This is a genomic window from Lysinibacillus sp. GW823-FHT02G10, assembly GCF_058797135.1.
Genome location: NZ_JBXAJI010000001.1, coordinates 1,431,738 through 1,449,732 on the forward strand (window position 1 = coordinate 1,431,738; position 17,995 = coordinate 1,449,732).

19 protein-coding genes are annotated in these 17,995 nt (G+C 39.5%); all 19 read right to left on the reverse strand.

The annotated features are described in order from the left end of the window. Positions 1-13 precede the first annotated feature (13 nt). The 19 genes from AC1RFD_RS07480 to AC1RFD_RS07570 all read right to left on the reverse strand — a co-directional run bounded on the left by AC1RFD_RS07480 (position 14) and on the right by AC1RFD_RS07570 (position 17,965). Entirely contained in the window at positions 14-2,575 is a 2,562-nt protein-coding gene (locus tag AC1RFD_RS07480; RefSeq protein ID WP_492474725.1) for a peptidase G2 autoproteolytic cleavage domain-containing protein, read from the reverse strand. Positions 2,576-2,586: 11 nt separating this feature from the next. Continuing rightward, complete coding sequence (locus AC1RFD_RS07485) at positions 2,587-3,507, reverse strand: phage tail domain-containing protein (RefSeq protein WP_492474726.1); 921 nt, start codon at positions 3,505-3,507, stop codon at positions 2,587-2,589. Between the two features lie 3 nt (positions 3,508-3,510). After that, positions 3,511-7,545, reverse strand: a complete 4,035-nt coding sequence (locus AC1RFD_RS07490; RefSeq protein ID WP_492474727.1) for a phage tail protein — start codon at positions 7,543-7,545, stop codon at positions 3,511-3,513. A 13-nt stretch (positions 7,546-7,558) separates the two neighbouring features. Further along, positions 7,559-7,780 carry a hypothetical protein gene (locus AC1RFD_RS07495; RefSeq protein WP_305192996.1) on the reverse strand — a complete coding sequence of 74 codons (222 nt, stop codon included), beginning with the start codon at positions 7,778-7,780 and terminating at the stop codon, positions 7,559-7,561. Positions 7,781-7,836: 56 nt separating this feature from the next. Then, a complete protein-coding gene (locus AC1RFD_RS07500; protein WP_492474728.1) occupies positions 7,837-8,340 on the reverse strand; it encodes a tail assembly chaperone in 504 nt (167 codons plus the stop codon). A 66-nt stretch (positions 8,341-8,406) separates the two neighbouring features. Then, positions 8,407-9,183, reverse strand: coding sequence for a phage major tail protein, TP901-1 family (locus tag AC1RFD_RS07505; RefSeq protein ID WP_492474729.1), 777 nt, complete (start codon positions 9,181-9,183; stop codon positions 8,407-8,409). 10 nt (positions 9,184-9,193) lie between these two features. After that, the gene (locus AC1RFD_RS07510) at positions 9,194-9,616 is read right to left on the reverse strand and encodes a DUF3168 domain-containing protein (protein WP_054550317.1); all 423 of its coding nucleotides are present in this window, start codon (positions 9,614-9,616) and stop codon (positions 9,194-9,196) included. Next, positions 9,613-10,038 carry an HK97-gp10 family putative phage morphogenesis protein gene (locus AC1RFD_RS07515; protein WP_492474730.1) on the reverse strand — a complete coding sequence of 142 codons (426 nt, stop codon included), beginning with the start codon at positions 10,036-10,038 and terminating at the stop codon, positions 9,613-9,615. The genes AC1RFD_RS07510 and AC1RFD_RS07515 overlap by 4 nt, the downstream gene beginning before the upstream one ends. Next, the gene (locus AC1RFD_RS07520; protein ID WP_492474731.1) at positions 10,038-10,361 is read right to left on the reverse strand and encodes a phage head closure protein; all 324 of its coding nucleotides are present in this window, start codon (positions 10,359-10,361) and stop codon (positions 10,038-10,040) included. The genes AC1RFD_RS07515 and AC1RFD_RS07520 overlap by 1 nt, the downstream gene beginning before the upstream one ends. Beyond that, the gene (locus tag AC1RFD_RS07525; protein WP_492474732.1) at positions 10,348-10,674 is read right to left on the reverse strand and encodes a head-tail connector protein; all 327 of its coding nucleotides are present in this window, start codon (positions 10,672-10,674) and stop codon (positions 10,348-10,350) included. Before AC1RFD_RS07525 ends, AC1RFD_RS07520 begins: the two co-directional genes overlap by 14 nt. A gap of 8 nt (positions 10,675-10,682) precedes the next feature. Further along, positions 10,683-10,841, reverse strand: coding sequence for a DUF7302 family protein (locus AC1RFD_RS07530; RefSeq protein WP_492474733.1), 159 nt, complete (start codon positions 10,839-10,841; stop codon positions 10,683-10,685). A gap of 13 nt (positions 10,842-10,854) precedes the next feature. Continuing rightward, the gene (locus AC1RFD_RS07535) at positions 10,855-11,718 is read right to left on the reverse strand and encodes a phage major capsid protein (protein WP_492474734.1); all 864 of its coding nucleotides are present in this window, start codon (positions 11,716-11,718) and stop codon (positions 10,855-10,857) included. 30 nt (positions 11,719-11,748) lie between these two features. Beyond that, positions 11,749-12,426, reverse strand: a complete 678-nt coding sequence (locus AC1RFD_RS07540; protein WP_492474735.1) for a DUF4355 domain-containing protein — start codon at positions 12,424-12,426, stop codon at positions 11,749-11,751. Positions 12,427-12,632: 206 nt separating this feature from the next. After that, entirely contained in the window at positions 12,633-12,854 is a 222-nt protein-coding gene (locus AC1RFD_RS07545) for a hypothetical protein (protein WP_312130763.1), read from the reverse strand. A gap of 142 nt (positions 12,855-12,996) precedes the next feature. Next, positions 12,997-14,013, reverse strand: coding sequence for a phage head morphogenesis protein (locus AC1RFD_RS07550; RefSeq protein ID WP_492474737.1), 1,017 nt, complete (start codon positions 14,011-14,013; stop codon positions 12,997-12,999). Beyond that, the gene (locus tag AC1RFD_RS07555; protein ID WP_492474738.1) at positions 14,010-15,569 is read right to left on the reverse strand and encodes a phage portal protein; all 1,560 of its coding nucleotides are present in this window, start codon (positions 15,567-15,569) and stop codon (positions 14,010-14,012) included. Before AC1RFD_RS07555 ends, AC1RFD_RS07550 begins: the two co-directional genes overlap by 4 nt. A 12-nt stretch (positions 15,570-15,581) precedes the next feature. Further along, positions 15,582-16,847: a PBSX family phage terminase large subunit gene (locus tag AC1RFD_RS07560; RefSeq protein ID WP_492474740.1), complete on the reverse strand. Its 1,266-nt coding sequence runs from the start codon at positions 16,845-16,847 to the stop codon at positions 15,582-15,584. After that, positions 16,844-17,632 (reverse strand): phage terminase small subunit, encoded by a 789-nt coding sequence (gene terS / locus AC1RFD_RS07565; protein ID WP_492474741.1) that lies wholly within the window; start codon positions 17,630-17,632, stop codon positions 16,844-16,846. Before terS ends, AC1RFD_RS07560 begins: the two co-directional genes overlap by 4 nt. 9 nt (positions 17,633-17,641) lie before the next feature. Continuing rightward, positions 17,642-17,965, reverse strand: coding sequence for a hypothetical protein (locus tag AC1RFD_RS07570; protein ID WP_492474743.1), 324 nt, complete (start codon positions 17,963-17,965; stop codon positions 17,642-17,644). Positions 17,966-17,995 lie beyond the last annotated feature (30 nt).

The window sequence follows — 17,995 nt, forward strand, 5'->3', positions numbered from 1 at the left end:
CTCCATTGGTTTTTTATTTTATAAACACACGAACAATATTAGGAGCTACACGTTCAATTACACGCATGTCTGTACGTTCATTAGATGCTGTTAAAGTACCCTCGTCAGCACTAACCTTCGCATAGCTATTAACTTCGCAAGTACCATCCTCACGAACCAAAAGTTTACCTATCAGACCTACAGCGTCCCACTCTTTACGATTTTCCCGTGGAATGTAATCCTCATGCTCTATGAAATCAGGGTTTTCCATAGCAACGTAAGACTTTCGTAGTTCCATCTTTTCGTTACCTTCCTCGTCTAGCACACCACTAGGGTAGTAGTTCTCTACCCAATGGTAGCGAATACGTTCCCATTCATCTGTTAAGTACCTTCCTTTCCAATCATCTTGATACGAGTCACCAATAACTGAAGGGTTGGCTGATATGATGCCTAAGATGTAAGTATCGTCTGCCGTAGCCTTTCGAATCTTATCACCATCTAAAGCTACAACAAAGCCTACTCTATCCTCGTCATTTACATTTCCATCTAGCCATTCGAAGTATTCTGCATAGTCAGCTCCTGTAGAGTTGTAAGCAGCTTTACCATAGGCTTTACCGTCAAAAGTTACACGAAAAGCATTGGCGGCTGTTGTAGCGTAGTAGTCAGCACCGCCAATAACAAAAGCATCTGCTGTAGCTAAGAAATTATTCGGTTGACCTGTTAGCGGCTTGTTATTAACCCCAATAGCTGTTGACGCAAAGATATTGGCTGTAGTTTTAATGTTCTGTGCATGAGAGTTGTTTCCTGATGCTAAAACTTCATTACCTATAGCGTATCCTCTCGTTCCTGATGCTATACTATTCCCACCGATAGCAAAAGAACCTATACCTGATGCCTCTGTTGAACCTGTACCTAAAGCAAATGCGCTACCACCTCTAGCTACAGCGTTCATTAATGCTATAGAACCATTTCCTAACGCTGCTGCTGCCGAACCAATAGCTACAGCAGTATCAGCGTATGACTTAGTATCACTACCTATAGCTATAGAACCTCTATTTTTAGCCACAGCTCCTTTACCTACTGCGAAAGCCGAGTCTCCTACTGCCGCAGCAGCGTACCCTAGAGCGACCTGGTTAACTCCTGTACCTCCTGATTTGAAAGCGTAGACTATACCTTTACTTAAAGGCTCAGCAGGATTAACTGTTATTTGAGCGTTTCCTGATGCGTTAGGAGTACCTATTGTTAGAACTTCTGCATCTATAATCGAGGCAGCATCACCCTCATACAGTTTTATAGTATCGCCTACATTAAGCCCGACAGAACTAGAAACAAGTAGTAAGTTAGTAGCTGTGTCTACATATCCGACTCGGGCGAAGTAGTCTGCACTTTCTGCCCACGTTGCTTTACCTAAGGCGTTACCTGTAGCATTAACTACTATATTTTCTTGGTATACTTCACCTGAGCCACCCAATTCCACGACATTCCATTGTTCTTGGTCATTTTTAACAGCTAACTGGTCATTAAAGTACCTTATACCATGTGCGCCATCTTCGGAAAATACATCTTGTCCCAAATGTTCAGCAACAACTTGCTGATTGTTTGTTACAGTTTGCTGTAAACTTGCTATTTCTTGATTAACTTCCGTAAGATCAGCATCCTGTCCTGGAGGACCTTGTTCACCTTGTGGGCCTTGAGGTCCTGTATCACCTTTTGGACCTTTAATGGTACCAACATTGGTCCAGTCATTTGTAGTATCTGACCATACATATAAGTCACCGTTAATTAAATAAGCATCACCTGGTTCGCCAAGGGGTGGTAAAGCACTTTCATCTGGAAGTGTTCCTAAAATCCTTACCCCTGTACCTTGTTCACCTTTCTCCCCCTTTTGAACAAACATTGCCCAATCAGCATTTGACAGGACTGGAAAAGAGGGTGGCTTAACACCTTTATTGTCACGTAAGGCCATATAACCGTTACCTTCTAAAGTGACGAAGTTGTTCTTTTTGTACTGTGTTTCTATGGACCATTCCTTTAGATTCACTAACCCTGTTACATTTGGTAAAACTACATTTATTGCATCAGTAGCTGTCTGTGCTGCTAGTGTTGCTTGATTCGCGTTTCCGGTAGCTACGTTTGCATCTTGTGTAGCTTGTACAACATCAATCTTTAACTGCGATAAGTTAGAGGCCTCTTGATTGGCGTTATCTGCTGCCTCTTGAGCGAGTACTGCTTTTTCGTTGGCATAATTTGCTTTCTCTTCTGCAAGCAAAGCACTAGCATTCGCTAATTCTGTGGCTGCTGTAGCTAATGCTGTCGCTTCTTCCGTTGCTGTTTTAGCAGTCCTTGCATCCTGTGCTGCAGTTAAGGCTTGTTGTATAGAATCGTTCAGTCTCTCTAATAATTCCCCGATATTTTCACCAGTCAGCATATCAATTTGTTGCTGAAGGTTATTTACCTTTTCAAGCATTTCCTCTCTCAAGTTATCGGTCAGTCCATTGGCTTCACCGATTAAGGCTTCTAACAGCCCGAAATTATAATTTAAATCGTCTCGGTATCCCTTATCTAAAGATGAACCGACAACACGCATACGTGCCATTGTAGCCCTCCTCACTTGTAATAAAATTTGAATTTAAACGATATTAGAAATTGAGTTGCACCAGTAATTTGAATAGTGTTCCATCCAGGATTCAATACCAACACTTTACGATTTGTATCTTTGAAAATACTGCTACCGTTTTTAGTAAATCTAGTTGGTGTTTCAAGCTTAATAACATCATTTGCGCCACTAGATCCATTGTATTGCCACTGCGTATTGTTCGTGACATTCATGATACTTAGATTAGTGCTTGCACCCCGGAACTCTATTTCAAAAAGCATATCTCGCAAATTAGTTTTTAGTGGCACATCACCAGCATTGTAAACCTGAAAAGAGGTTTGGTTTTGGAATACATATTTTAAGGTTGATGGATCCACAGCAATTAAACCCTGCCCTGTTTGCCATATCTCTTTATCGAAGGTACGTTCATCTAGCGTGGTACCCGATGACTCAGCGTAGGGTAATTGATAGGTCTCAAATTCAATATCAACCTTTCCTATCAACCCATTCTGTTCAACCTCATTCATATTGGTACGAATCACTTTGTATCGTTTACCTTTAAGTATTTCGATATTGGTTGGTAGTTGAGGATTCTCGCCCCATGTTTGCCCTGGCAATTCAAACTCGTAAGTACTAGTCTTATAGGTTGGTCGTCCTTCGTAGATATAAAAAGGCTCCAAGTCGCTAAAAATTGAAAACAATTTATCGCGTCTTAGAGCAAAATCTAATTCATCTGAAGCTATATACATAATAGATAAAATGATTACCCTTGTTCCGTGATTCACTGATTCTCGTACTACTCCTGGTCGCCCATCTAAATCAACACTTGATGCTTTTTGTTCGATAGGTCTGATTAATAAATCCTGTGTGATGTATCCCTCTTTGACAAGGGAGAGTGTAGCCCCTGTACCGTATTCGATTAATGTATCCATTGACTACACCCCTTTACCTATAGTTGTTCTTCTTGATGACACCCTATTGCTTTGGTTTCTATCTACGTATTCACTAATCACATCACCATCTAATTCCACAACAAAATCCAGTTTGCTAATCAATGCAGCAATCTGTTTTAATACTCCAATTTGATCTTGGCTTGATGTTAATTCGTAGCTGTTTAATAAATGTGAATCCATACCACCATTAAGAGCTGTTGACAGTCCAATTGAAGCTGCTGAAATATCGGTCTGCATTATATCCGTTAGGCTTCTTACAGTGTTTTCTAACATGCCTTTTGTGCTTGCTAGTCCTTGAATAATGCCCTGTCCAGAAAACGCCCCTGATTTTTCAAGAACCCTTGATGGTGATTTGATTTGTAACGCTTTACGAATCGTTTTATCGATTGTATTTGCTATCTCATTAGCTTGAGCTTGTAAAGCTGGCACTTGACTAGCTAGTCCATTACGTAAGCCTTCAATAGCATTGATACCAATCTCTTTCATGCTACTAATCATTGGGTTAAATTCATTTTTTGTACCTTCGCGAATTTGCTTGATTTGTTCAACCCATTCGGTTTGGTATTGCTCTAGCTTAGATTTTGTTTCTGTTTGGAGCTTTTCAATTTGATCTGCCATGTCTTTGCGTTGACCTGTTAACTCAAATTGAGCACGCTCTCTAGCAATCTGCGTTTTTTCTTTCCAAAGATTTTCGTACTCATTCAATTCACCAAGACTTAGCTTGTTTAATGCCGCAATTTCAGCTTGAGCACTCGGTCCAATTGCTTGTAGCTCTGCAATCAAGCCTTGGTCTACACCCTTCGCTGCGAGCATTTGAAGATCATTTGCCCAGTCACGCATTGCGTCTACTTGGCCGCGTAGGTTTTCTATTAGCTTAGAACCAAATACATCTGTTTTACGCTCAAATTCATCAAAGATACTGATCGCATTAGCAATCTCTTTAGCGCGGGCATCCTCCACATCTTGATAAGCTTTTTGGAGCTCCTTGATACCATCAATTTCAGCCTGTTGCACATCTTTAATTTTGCTAATGTATTCCTCGTTTAAGGCCATTAGTCGGTCATGGATTGCTTGCTTTGTCTCAACGATCTTATCCTCGTAGTAGATACGTTCTTCACTACCAACCTTGTAAGCTTTAACATACTTTTCGTATGCTGCGAGCTCTTGAGTCAACGACATCAAGTTGTACTTTTTGCGACGGTCAACGTAGTCCTTTTCTTTGTTGAATTGTTCTGTAGTTAACTCAGCCATCGATTTGTTGTATTCAATTTGAGCTTTGATGCGTTCTTCTGTACCTTCTTTAAACAAGCTAGTCGCATACTGCCAGTAAGCAGCTTGTTTCTTAGTAGACCACTTTTCCAACCCTACTTGATGTTCTGCATATTCTTTCAACTTGTCGTACTGCTCTTTTGCTGACTTAGCACGAATAGCATCAATCTTTTTGGCCTTTTCTTTTTCGATTTTTTCTAGTGCTGATTTTTCATCATCATGCAATTTCAAGATTTGTCGTTGTTGAGCAGCTGTAAGCTTTTTCTTTTTGTCATTAGCTTTAGCATTGATCTCTGCTATCTTGTTGTTTGACTTCTTAGTAGCCTCTGCTTTTTTCTTCGCATACTCTTCTTCGACTGTTCTAATTTCCTTTTCAATTTCTTTGGTTTTCGAAGCAAGTATTTTCTTAGCGCTATCCATCATGTTTGTTGTAGCTTGTACTGTTTGTTGGAAGTTCGGTATAGCAGCTTTTGACATAGCTTCAGCAGATTGTTTTACGTAATCAAGGTTTGAATATACTCCTTTTGCTACACCCGCAGGAATCCATTTAGCCACACTTGCCATAACCCTTGAAGGGGAATGGATACCCAACTTTTTCTTTAACCAATCAGGAATTAAATCAGCAATACCTGCAGCAGTTTTCTTTACATTTTCCCACATTGAGTTGATACCTTTAATCAACCCTTGGATAATGTTCTTACCAATTTCAAATAAGTTTATATTTCGGAAGAACGATTCAATGGATTTCCAGACGCTCGATGCTGTCTGTTTTAGCGTTTCCCAAGCACCTTTCCAATCACCATTTATTAACTGCATTACGGTTTGGATAATACCCATCACTAAATTAATGCCGATTTCAACAGCAGATTTAATGACGTTCCACGCAATTTTTACTACCCCTGAAATAATCGGCCACGCTACTTGGAAGATAGCAATGATATTCCCCATTGCCCAATTGATTACTACTCCAATCGCTTTCCAAACTGTATCAACGATTTGTTTAATGCTTTCTTGATTGTCCTGCCAGAACTTCGTGATTTTGCTCCAAACAGATACTATCGTTGTTTGAATTTCTTTTAGAACTGATGAAATAACACTCTTAATCGCTTTCCAAACTTCATCTACCTTAGCTCTAAATTCTTCATTAGTTTTATAGGTTTTAACTAAGATTGCAATAAATGCTGCAATAGCCAAAATGACAAGACTAATAGGGCTAGTGATAAAACCCCATGCACTTCCTATCAATTTAGCAGAACTCATTATTTTCGAACCTACTGTAGCCATAGTTCCACTGAAATTAGTGAATAATCCAGTTACCAAAGGTAAAGCTTTTCCAATAGTACTTGTAATAGCAGGGCCTAAGCCTTTGAAAAGCTCTCTAAAAGCAATAATGTTAGGGACAACTGCTAACAAAACGCCACCAATTGAAATAAAACTAGCTAAGAGCACACCGATAACCCGGTTGCTTTCCATTCCTCCATTAATGAACTCTAAAATGTTATTTACAATATTCATTAAACCCGCACCAACAGGAGCCATACCAATACCTAGATTCACTAATAGGTTTATTAGGTTGCCAATTAGTTGAAGGACGCTTGGAGCAGTTTGTTGCACATAGGATAAGAATGTTTGGAATCCTTGGTTTTGAGATAGACTCGCCGACCACTCTTTAAAACGAGCCATCATATTAGCAAGGCCTTTCATCATGTCGCTTGATGAACCGCCAAATGCTGCAAAGAAGTAAATAAGCCCAGCTGTAGCATCTCGGAAGATTACTCGAATCTTCGGCATGTTGGTATTCACATAATCCATGAAAGATTGGAACTTAGAACTGCCTGAAAGACCATTTGACCATTCAGCAAAACGTGCTGTCATTTCTTCGAAGCCTTTGGCTGTTGAGGCTGTTAACGGTGCAAATGCAGTCAGCATGGAGAATACGCCTTGAAGTAAATTCCCCATTGAACGAGTCACTGTTTTTAACATCGGTGCGCCTGTAGTGTTTAAATAATCCAAGAATTTTTGAATTGGTGGCGTACCAATGGCTGTGTTAAGTTGTGTCATCAAGCTAGATACTGCTTGAGCATTGGATATAAACAATGGTCTTAACTTTGTAAGTAATGTATTTGTAGCCTGCATTGCACTTGTAAAAGCATTTAACACTGGCTTTTCAGTTTCTTTCACAAGTGACTGATAGGTTGATTTCATGTTGTCAAAAGAGGCTTTAGCATTCTTTTGAGCTGAATTTAATTGTGCGTTTTCATCAAATAATTTTTTGATAGTCGGAATCGCAACTGCCGCAAAGGCTCCAGCGGCTACACCAGCACTTGTGAACGCCCCTGCTAGAGCAAAAGTGGAACCAGCTAATGTACCGATCATTGGACCAAGATTTGCGATAGCTACACCTACGTTAGCTAGTAGTGGTGCAATCATCGGTAGAACGGCAATTATTGAACCTTGTAATGTGTGTTGCATGAGCTCGCCAAAGGCACGAATATCTGTCGCAATCCGTTGTATTTTTCTTTGGAAGTTTTCTATTCGTGCCTCAATTTTGACGACTACTTTATCTCGTACAAGCGCTGCTATACGAGCTCGAATCTCAGCCATTCGTCTGTTGAATTCACTAATATCAGCTCCGATGTCTACACGTACATCATTTGCCGAAGTGCGAATGGCCTCACGAACTTGTCTCATACGAGCCATAAACTGCGTTATACGAGCCCCTATTTGAGCACTGAAGTTTCCGTTCATAGCATTCTCCCTTCTATGGCTTCCAGTTTTTCAATGCTGCCATTGCTTTTGCATGTTTCCGTTTCTTAACTTCTGGATCTACTTCTTTTTGATTCATGGATTTTCTTACTTTATCCGCATCAAACAAGTCGCTCTTAGGATTGATACGTTGCTTATTAGTCGCCACTCGATTGAACATTGCTGCGTCTGCTAATGTTTGATAATGGTCGATACGTGCATCTTGAGCCCCTTCCAAGAAAGCTCTAAACTCACTGGGACGCCAAGATAGAATTAACTCTGGATCATAGACCTTTAAATATCTTGCTGCATCTCGATAGATTTGTCGGATTTCACTAACTCGATCTGTTTGTTCCCTAATAATTCGGCTCTCGCTGCTTTCAGCATTTCGATTCCAGCTGCTGCTTGTTCTTTTTCTTCCTCGGATGCTACTGATTCGAATAGCTCTAAGTTCTCCCAATATGTCTTGACAGCTTTTTTGAAAAAACCCGATTCATCTATTTCGCGAAAGGCTTCTTTAAATAATGGTTCTACATCGCCATCTTCTTCAATTCGCTTTTCTAACGCTGCTTCAATTTCTGCTTTGCTAGGCTGTTTCGGTAAATGAGCAAGTCCACACATCCAAAATGCGCGTAAAGCATTTAAATCAAATTGCAATAAGCCTTGGTAGATCTGATTAAATCCACCTGGTCGGTTTCCGTGTGCATCTAAATCATTAAATTCTTTATCCGCCTTATTTTTAAAAGCAAAAGTAAACTTCGCTGTAAGAGTGTTTTCACCAATTAGTAATTGAGCCATTTATAATCATCCTTTTCTGTTTGTTTTCAATAAAAAAAGAGAGCTAATTAGCCCTCTCTCGTTCGTTTATACAGTTACTGTCACTGCTGTTGTCGCTGTAAATCCACCATCTACTGTTGTTTCTGTAATTGTAGCTGAACCATCTGCTACACCTGTTACAACCCCTTGCGCATTCACAGTAGCAATTGCTTCATCGCTCGATGAAAATGTCACTAATCTATTTGTCGCGTTCACTGGTACTACATTAGCGACGATACTACCTGTATCACCTATAGCGACAGTCATTGTCGTTGGATTCACTGATAGACCAGTAACTGCAACAGGATTTGTTGTTTCTTCACCATTGAACTCTCCAGTCTTTTCACCAGGAGCCTCGAAATCATAATCACCAAAGTTTAGTACATCATCTGGTAAAGGATTTAATTCACCTTTCTTAGTTGTATTCAGAACCTGTAAAGTTGCTGAAATTTCTAAGAAATTATCTGTTGGTGCTGATTTTTCTAATGATTCTACGTATGTGTACGCAAATAAAGAATTGTGCTTGCCATTCTTATTGAGATGCTTTTGAACTTCCCAAATTTTTAGTTGTGTGCCCTTTTGAATTGATTCCAATACTGCTGTTTGTCCAGGGTCATCAGGATTTCCGTAAAAGGTAACATCAAGCGATTCAGATAACTGACCCGGACCTAAGATACGTCCGAATTTCGTTTGTTCATCCGTTAATTCACGTTCATAAGAATGTGTATGTTCGGTTTGATCCCCAATTAAAAAACCCTCTGCGCCTAATGCGTTATCAGAAGGTTGCACTAACAATAGACTGTCTTTACCGTTTAAACGTGCCATTGTATCACTCCTAATTAATTTGTACTTTGTAGCGCACTGTAAGCACGCCGTGTTTAAGCCCTACTTCTACATCATCAAACACTTGCGCACCTTGCCTTGTAACATCTAATACTGTTAGACCGTTATTAGAGTATCTACGAGTAATTAAAGCCTGTTGGCAAGCACTTAGGATTTCATAAAGCATTCGTTTTCCTGTTGATTCATCATTGTCTCTACGCCATGCATGAATCGTAAAGGTAACTTGCTCACAATTATTTGTCTTTGTATCTAATGGATTGCTGTATGGCTCTCCAATCGTTACGTAAGGATAAGGTGTGTTTTCATCAGGTGTATCATAGACCTCTACTCCAAGCGCCTGTAAATGTGGGCTCGCTTTTAACTTTTGATAAATTGCTGTCTGTATTTCATAAAACGGAAGTATAAAATAACTCATAGTCCCAACCTCCGCATTTCTGTTTTAAAGTATTCACCACCAGCATCAACAGCAGGGCCCCAAAAAGGTTGAGCTCTGTTACCACTACTAGTAACCCAATGTCCTAACTTTTCGCTGTAATATACCCAAGGGATTTTCTTAGCACGACTACCTCCTGGACCCTGAGCATAGATACCAGTACCGAATTCAACCCAAATTGCATAGTTTGCGCCAATAGTAACCTCAGCGTTGTACTTTCCTAGCATTTTCATTTCAATAGAATCTTTAAGGCCACTATCATCCACTGGAGCAAGCGCCTGAGCCTGAGATTTTATTAATCTAGCTGTCTCATATACGATGTCAGATACTTTATCCAACAGTCCTTCTTCAAACCTTTGTGCAGCCCTCATTAATTGGCGACCTGAGTAAGTAATCCTAGCCATTATTCAGTCACCAACTTTAATGCCACCCGCATTTTTTCGTGTTGACCACCTTGATCTTCAGGACGTCCTGCAAACGCATAGATTTCACATTCATAGCGAAGTCGCATATCTGACTTTAAATCTGTTCGATATGGGTAGTACATGTAGCGTTCTAAAGGGTTACCCAGTTGTTGAGCGTAATACTGCTCTTTACTTGTTGGTGTATCCACAAATGCCTCCATAGTATCTACTGGAAACCATTCTGTTTTAAAGCCACCAGCACCATCGGATACCTTACGTTTCTGAACTACTTCAACCTCATGAGGAAATTCATCGTAATGCATGGAATCTCACCCTCTTATAAGGCCTTAGATATGTCCAAATGGCTTTAGGAAACTCGGTATCGTAACTATACGAGATAGTCCCCATTACACGCCCTTTTAGACCGGTTGTTTGGGTATTAAACTGTATGGCTTTAGCAATGAACAATCTAACTCCCTGTGGCATCTCTGATGGTTCCCACTTTCCATTACAATGGTCTTTCGCTACATCAAATAAAATAGGAGCCATTGCACGATAAAATCCATCATGCTTAGCTCCTGTAACATTATTCAATTGCTTTAGCTGATCTATTTCTTCTTGTGTTGGTTCCCACATAAGACCACCTACTTTTCTACTTCATCGTCTGTTTCTGATTTCTTAGCAGGAGCACGTTTAGGTTTTGGTGCTTCAGTTACTTCAAATTCATCCGTACGTAAAAGGCGGGCACCGTGTTCATCAGTGACCGCCCAAGTAATATCTGTTTTTTTGTTTTTAACTAACACGAATTACCCCTCCTTATTCTGGACGTTTAGCTGATAACACTGCTAGAGCTTCTGGACGTGTCACTTTGGCACCATATAGGTGAAGTCCTTTTACTGCATCTGCAAAACGTTTTTCTGGGCGGTAACCTTCAACTTGGGCTGCTTGTTCAGCGTAAGTCCATGCCATGTTATGACCAGCAATGATTTTTGAGTTTGCTACAACTCCAGAACCTGTGGCTACAGAAGGTGCATTGTTAGATTTCATTAATAAGAAGCCTGCTGCACGACCTACAACGCCATTTAATAAACGCTCATCAGCTGGTAAAGAACCTGAACCAACGAAACGATCATCCTTTAACAATAAACCTTCAAACCAAGGTGGTAGAACAGCAAAACGACCTTGTGTCGGCACGTTAGATTCATCAAGCTTAGTTGAAAGGTCTACTAGGTATTCATAAGCATTATCCTTTGTAACTTCAATTGGTGCTGCATCTGTACCAATCGTATTTGTAGCATGTACATAATGTGAAGCAATAAATTGATCAGCAACATTCGAAAGTGCATAAGCAGCCTCAGCCATTGCAGCGTCCATTAATTTTGGATTTTGTTGAATTTTATCAAGATCATCAATCTGGAAATTAAAGAATTTTGATTCAGTAATTTGTAGTGAACGCGTATGATCTGTTAACTCTTCTGGATCTCCCATATTGGAATTTTTCGTATAGTCACCAATTGTTACAGCCCCAATACCATTGATTTTTACAGTATCCCCGTAAGCTTTGATTTCACCTTCGTAATCACGATTGATTACACCTGTTTGTCCAAATACTAAAGATTTTTGTAAGTTGTGTAATAGCCGAGCTGACCAGATTGTTGGAATAAAGTTTGTAATTGCCATATTGTTATTTCCTCCTTACCGATAATCGGTTTATAGTAATTTATTTTTAACGATTTCATCCCAGTTTGCATTGATTTCTTCAGTAGTCATTTTCATAACAGCTTCTTTTGTCAATGCTGTTGGATTACCGCCTTTGGGTGGTGGTGGCGTTCCTCCATCTTTGAAGCGTTTATCAACTTCTGCTTGTACAGCAGCATTAAATTCAGCTTCTAAGATGCCTAAATTAGCAGTTGTCTTTTCTGCATCCTCACCTACAAAGAACTCTACTAATTTTGCTGGTAAACTCTTTTCTGTTGCAGTAGACAACGCTTGATTAACTAACTTTTCGCGCGCAGCTTCTTTTTGAGACTGCTCAAATTGTGCTTTTAAGTCGCGTAACTGTTTTGCTTCCTCCGATTCTGGTGGGTAACGCTTGGAAATCTCATCTTCTAATTTCTTTGGAAGAGTTTTAGTTTCATACGTTTTTATGGCATCAGTTACTCTAGTATCAGCGAATGACTGTAGCCATTTCTTCCCCTCATCATTGTCGTTTAGAAATGATTGAACCGATTCAAGTGTCAACGCAGCCCCTTGACCGTTTCCTCCTGATGCTGGCTCCGGTGTAGGTTCAGGCGTTTGCTCTGGATTAAGATCTCCTTCTCCCGCAAGCATTTGAATATCTAAAGGTAATAGAGTTCTTAAATTGAATGGATTTTGATAATATTTCATGTTTTCCTCCTTGCCCAATTTAGTTATCCGTAAGAATCCCTAAACTGTTCAATAGTGTATTTGTTCTCGTTCTTTATAGCGTCTGCGAGAAAAAAGACAAAAATAAAAAGCCATTCAAAGTGAATGACTAGTATAGGTTTATAACAATTTTTGATTAATATCATGAGAAAAAACAAAGTTTTGAACAAGCAGAATAAGCAGTTTAATTACCATTTCTCGTTATTTTTATAATTTTTCATATGAATGTACTCATCATTTTTCATTTTCTTCCAACTACTAATACCATTCAAAATAAGCATAAAAATCACAAATAAGGCTGAACCCACCATGTAATGACCTGAGTAAAAAATAACAAAAGCCGCAACCAATAATGATATCATCAGCAATATCGCTAAAATTTGGAATTTATTATTCTTTTTATGATTCATAAAATGCACCTCCTAATTAAATGTTTTTTTGTTATTTCAATACGTTATTATGGTTTATTTTACCACACGATTAAAATTCTTATATAACTTTCCTTACTTAATTACAAAATAATTTTGATTACCCTTGAGAAACTTTCAAACTTCAATTTGCGCTAAATTTTTTCTTCCACTCTTCATAACTCATAAATGGCACCGTTACACTCGGCGGTTTAACCTGTTGATACGCTTTGTTAAAAGCTTGTCTGTAAGCTAGCCCTTGATCAGACATATAAGCATCAATACGTGCGGCCAATTGCTTTTGGTAAGTATCATCCATGTAGTCTCTGCCTCGCCTGTATTCCGGTAACTTGCCATTCACCATGTAAATCGTGTGGCAACGACACTGGATATCCATTGAAGAAATGCCCCATAACCTCGGTGCTTTTGATTTCCACTTGCCGTAATGGTAGTAGCCCTCTTTATCAGCTTTCTGACCATCTAGCTTTCTATGAGACTTACGAACCCTCGTATCAAGTGATGACATCCATACCTTAGTTAGCCTTGCTGTTTTACTTGCTTGTTCCTCAATGGCTAAATCAACCTGAGATCTCACACGGCCACCTTCAGTTCTGGCAACAAGAATAGCCTTTTTTCGTGTCCACCCCATAGCTTGTTCAATCCTAATAGCCATGTCTGTGTAGCTTTCACCAGCTTGTAGACTCTGTGCTATCTCAATATTCAAGCGCCTGATAATTTCATCTCTATGAGCCTCAAATATCTTAGGCAATGTTAAAAACTCAACTGGATTAGTTAATGCTGCTTGTATCACCTCAGCAGATGGTATTTTAAAGCCCATTTCCTCGCCTGTAGACTGTTGTAAGAGATAAGCCATCAATAAGTATCTCTCAATGTAAAGTCGTTCCTCTGAGACTTGTATGAGCTTAATTATCTCTTTGTAATCAGCATTCAACTGTTGGGCTATCAACTTCATCTCTTGGTTGAATCGATTGTACTTGTTAACGTCAGTCCATGTAGCTTCACCGTTTTTACCAAACTTCCGATGCATCTCCAACATTTGAGCGAGAATAGACTTTAAGCGTCGTGCAAAAACAACTTCAATGTCCCTTTCAGCTTTAGCTTCTAAGTCATCTAAGATTCGATTGATTTCTTGTTGATTCATCGGCTAACCTCTCCCGATCCACCGCATTTCTTACATACAATTTGCTTCCCTGTTTTCGTACTTGTTACTTCACCAGTACCTCCACATTCTTCGCAAATCTTTTTGCTACTTAATGATGTACTCTTCTCCTCTTTTTTCTTTGGGAAAATGTCGTCCATTTCTTGCGCTCCGATTTCGTCTAAAGGTTCAAGCTCATTACCATACAATTGAGCATCCTTCTGCATCTCATCAAGTTCATACTCTACATCATCAACAATTGACAACTTAGAAAGGCGAGTACGTTCTGACACTAAACCTTTTAAGGCTTGAGACGCTTGGGCTTCAGATAATAAATCTATAGGAATGTTTCGTTTGTACTCATACCAAACTTTTAAATAATCGTCCTTAGAGCAAATACCTTTTTTGGCCCATGCACTACATAACACTTTGAATTGGTAGCGAAGAGCAGTCGTGAACTTTCGCTCCATCGTCTTACATTTGTTCTCAAGTGCCATTAATTTGTATTTCATAGCTACGCCACTTGCATTACCTGCAAACGATTCATCGCTGAAATTTACACTCTTAGCTAGACGCATGATGTTCTCTTCTAAGCGATCCAGATGGTTCTCGATCATTTGGTCGTTAACATCTTTGGTTAGATATTTAATGTCGTCATTCTCACCCATCAGCTCAAAGATACCTGTTCGAGCCAGTTTATTTGCCTCTTCTTCATCCATCCCCATACCTTTAAGTACCAGGTATGCCAATCGAAACTGTTCAATCTCGTTTGAAGCATCAGACAGTGTTCTGTCATAAGCATCGATGAGGTTGTACACCTTATCCGCATCCCCTTGCAGCTCCTCGTTATTGGGAACACCGAATAAAGGGCAATAGTCGAATAAGTGCTTCCGTTCATCTTTCAAAACGAATGGTGAATCAGTATCAGCGCGAGTGTAGAGTTTTTCAGTTGTTGCGTCATAAAACACCAGCTGCTCAATCTCTACTTTCTCACCCTCAGCATCTAGTGCTGCGCTTTTGAAATATCGCATAGCGTATTTTGGTTCACTAACGTCTGCTGTTTCTGAAAGAATGATAGTTTCCCAAGGATCAATTGTTGTAACACGTTCATTTCCATCGGTATCAATGTAAAGTAGTCTTGCTGAATAGCCACAAATAGCTGTTTTCTTGCCTGACTCACTATCAAGATCATCAACAGAATTACGCAAATTAAAAAGCTCAATCGCCTCAGATAATTTATCGAGACCTTGAGCTTGTTTGTCTACTACGTATGAAATTGGATTACCGAACATGTAACCAACCTTGGTATCAACTATTTCAGCGTCTAAAGGGTTATTAAGTGTATTATTTACCTTGTCATCAACACGGACCACATGATCATTGCCTTGAGCGTAATCAGTTGGTTTACGAGTTAAAATCGGCACTGCTGACAGTTCAGCTTTGTATCGATTGTAGTTGAGTAATCGCTTGTTTCGTTCAGCCTTGGTTTCTTCTACTAGCTTATCAAGTAATAGAGGTGTAACACCCTTCGCATCGATATAAGCAATGTATTCGTTCACTGTACCACCCCCTTATTTTGAATTGACCCCTTTCACGCTGGCAACATCGTAATCATCCAGCCCATACCACATTGCCGAAAATGTATGTGGATCAATATTAAATTCGTCTTCATAGATTTCATCTGTTTTAGGATCTTTCTTGAAGGTTAGCTCCTTCAACTCTCGAATTGTATTTACACAAGCCTCTGAACAAATGATACGCTTGAAACGTTTCATCTTCTTTGTGTTCTCAATACGCGTTAGCTTCTTACAAGCAAACATACGAAAGCCTCGCTGCTTGTAGTAAGCAATTGTTTTTGGCTCCGCATTATCAGCTTTAATTATTGATTTCTTTAACCCTTCTTCCTCAAGTTCATCGGCAGTTTTATCATCGGTCATTCCTCGTTTGTAATACTCCCAGTAGATGTATAGCCACTTATTCTCATGATCTACAACCATGCGTAATAAAGCATTGTAGGAATCAACAAATCCAAAGTCCATGCCGTTCTTTCGTATTGGTTTTCTAATATTGGCTATTTCAGCCATTACCTCGTCATGAGGCTTTGTCTCAAACTGTGGCAACACTAATACCCCGTTGACTCCGAAACGCCCTTTACGCGCAATTCTATAAAGATCAGGATCATATAACTCCATCTCATCAAGTTGTTCGATATAGCTTGATGGCAAAAATAAATTATCATCTGCTGTTGAGTGGTGATAATATGTGTTGTTCACTATGATGGTTCTTAGCTTGTAAAGTTCCTCATCGTCTAAGACAAAATAGTCTTCCAACTCGTTCTTAAAGAAATGCTTATATACCCAATTCCCTTTTGATACTGGATTGGTAGAGAGGATAATAAACAGGTCCAGTGTCGGATGTCGTAAACGGCCTAGTAATTCCTTAAAACCTGCATATTTAATTTCACTACATTCCTCCAACCAAATGATAGAAATGTTGTTGATAGATTTTAGCTTTTCAGGTTTATCCATTCCTCGAAAGATTATCTTAGAGCCATTCGGGAACTTCACAGTCATAGGTGATGAACTCGTCTTTATCTTGCCAGATAAACCTAAATCCTCAATGATTTCAGTAAACAAAGAAAACGTACTATCTCTGTGTGTATCGTAAACTTCACGAACGACAAGAGCTGTACGTTTTTCTTCAAGTAATTTTAAAAGTATTTTAAGTGCTACATGATAGGACTTAGAAGAACCATACCCTCCGACTAAAAGTTGAGTTTTGCAACTCCAGTCGAAAAGGAAATCGTCAAATCGAGGATTAATTTCTTTCTCCATCAATCCTCACCCTTTCGTTTGATGACAATCTCAATAGGTCCATCATCTTTATTATCAAGTTTTTCAATTTCTGCTTTCGTCTTATCAATATTCAACTGCATCTGTTGAAGCTTCAACCTACGCTCATCATCTTGATCCGCCATCTCAACAAACTGACGAATAGAAGAACGCAACTCCCCAATTGCTCTTGATTGAGCAGTGAGTAGTTGCGCCTGTCGTTCCCATGCGAATTGGAATTCATATTCTTCTTCAGTTACCGCCTTTTCTACACCTCCACCATCCTCTTTAGACCGTGGGTAGTATTCGTATTTTGCCTTTTTGAGCTCCTTAATTATTTCGTCTTTAGATTCGACGTGCATAATACGTTGAGCCCGAATAATAGCAGCATACTGAATCTGTATTTGGTCCCAGATTAAATCGGCTGGAGAACGCTCGTTCATCGCCTCCATGATTTCGAGTGTTTCTTCGGGCAGGAACTTTGAGAAAAAGCCGTGCTTCTCTGCTATTGAGTTGCGTTTTGCAAACTTAGATATCGGATTAGGATTACCTCTATTACCCTTAGCATTCACATTGCCTTTTGGGGCTCCAACTTTATTTGGAACGTTCCGTTCATTTGATTGGAGCGTTCCATTCAATGTTTCATCCCACTTATCTTTATTTTTCCACCCTCGGACGGTACCTTCACCTTTACCAAGTTGTACAGCAATATCTTTAAGTGGGATATCACCGTTATGTTCTTTATAAATTTCAAATGCTTTATCTCGATTCGGATCTCTCGCTCTAGCCATATCTCATAATCACCACCACCTATACCTGAAGCCTTGGAAGCCTCTTACTTGTTCTAATTGTTCTTGCCTTAAATCATCCATAAAAATAAGACAACCATTCCATGTTCGATTTGTTACCACACATGACGCAGTTGCCTTTGTTTCGATTCTTATAACCCTCATTGATGATTCAATAAATCCATTTTTGACGAAATACACTCTGTCACCAATGTTTAGTTTTTTAGGCTGCCTGGATAGTTGCCAGAATTGTTCGTATCCATCCTGTTCTAAAACAACAGTTTCTATATCATCATTTACATATTCACTCTTAGGAATCGTAACTACGATATCCAATGACATCACCCCATTATGCTAGTTGCTTTG

Coding starts and splice junctions, on each gene's coding strand:
- AC1RFD_RS07480 (WP_492474725.1), bottom strand. CDS start 2,575: ATGGCACGTATGCGTGTTGTCGGTTCATCTTTAGATAAGGGATACCGA.
- AC1RFD_RS07485 (WP_492474726.1), bottom strand. CDS start 3,507: ATGGATACATTAATCGAATACGGTACAGGGGCTACACTCTCCCTTGTC.
- AC1RFD_RS07490 (WP_492474727.1), bottom strand. CDS start 7,545: ATGAACGGAAACTTCAGTGCTCAAATAGGGGCTCGTATAACGCAGTTT.
- AC1RFD_RS07500 (WP_492474728.1), bottom strand. CDS start 8,340: ATGGCTCAATTACTAATTGGTGAAAACACTCTTACAGCGAAGTTTACT.
- AC1RFD_RS07505 (WP_492474729.1), bottom strand. CDS start 9,183: ATGGCACGTTTAAACGGTAAAGACAGTCTATTGTTAGTGCAACCTTCT.
- AC1RFD_RS07510 (WP_054550317.1), bottom strand. CDS start 9,616: ATGAGTTATTTTATACTTCCGTTTTATGAAATACAGACAGCAATTTAT.
- AC1RFD_RS07515 (WP_492474730.1), bottom strand. CDS start 10,038: ATGGCTAGGATTACTTACTCAGGTCGCCAATTAATGAGGGCTGCACAA.
- AC1RFD_RS07520 (WP_492474731.1), bottom strand. CDS start 10,361: ATGCATTACGATGAATTTCCTCATGAGGTTGAAGTAGTTCAGAAACGT.
- AC1RFD_RS07525 (WP_492474732.1), bottom strand. CDS start 10,674: ATGTGGGAACCAACACAAGAAGAAATAGATCAGCTAAAGCAATTGAAT.
- AC1RFD_RS07535 (WP_492474734.1), bottom strand. CDS start 11,718: ATGGCAATTACAAACTTTATTCCAACAATCTGGTCAGCTCGGCTATTA.
- AC1RFD_RS07540 (WP_492474735.1), bottom strand. CDS start 12,426: ATGAAATATTATCAAAATCCATTCAATTTAAGAACTCTATTACCTTTA.
- AC1RFD_RS07545 (WP_312130763.1), bottom strand. CDS start 12,854: ATGAATCATAAAAAGAATAATAAATTCCAAATTTTAGCGATATTGCTG.
- AC1RFD_RS07550 (WP_492474737.1), bottom strand. CDS start 14,013: ATGAATCAACAAGAAATCAATCGAATCTTAGATGACTTAGAAGCTAAA.
- terS (WP_492474741.1), bottom strand. CDS start 17,632: ATGGCTAGAGCGAGAGATCCGAATCGAGATAAAGCATTTGAAATTTAT.